This is a genomic window from Arthrobacter sp. Hb9-2 (assembly GCF_059091165.1).
Genome location: NZ_JBNHGJ010000122.1, coordinates 1 through 236 on the forward strand (window position 1 = coordinate 1; position 236 = coordinate 236).

Annotated in this window: 1 protein-coding gene; it reads left to right on the forward strand. The window is 58.9% G+C overall.

Going from position 1 to position 236, the window contains the following annotated elements; genetic code table 11:
* Positions 1–125: L-serine ammonia-lyase, iron-sulfur-dependent, subunit alpha (locus AC5RV1_RS21490; RefSeq protein WP_493995968.1), on the forward strand; the 125-nt coding region annotated here is incomplete at its 5' end.
* Positions 126–236 lie beyond the last annotated feature (111 nt).

The window sequence follows — 236 nt, forward strand, 5'->3', positions numbered from 1 at the left end:
ACGGGTCCCACCGGGTGTCCCTGGACGAGGTCATCATCACGATGCGCGAGACCGGCAAGGACATGAGCTCCAAATACAAGGAAACGGCCATGGGCGGACTCGCCGTCAACGTCGTCGAATGCTGAAGGAAGAAGACTAATGACATTGGCACCTGAAGGCCGGAAGCTTTTGCGCGTTGAACAGCGCAACTCTGCTGTCCCGGTGGAGCGGAAGCCGGACTGGATCAAGGCCAAGGT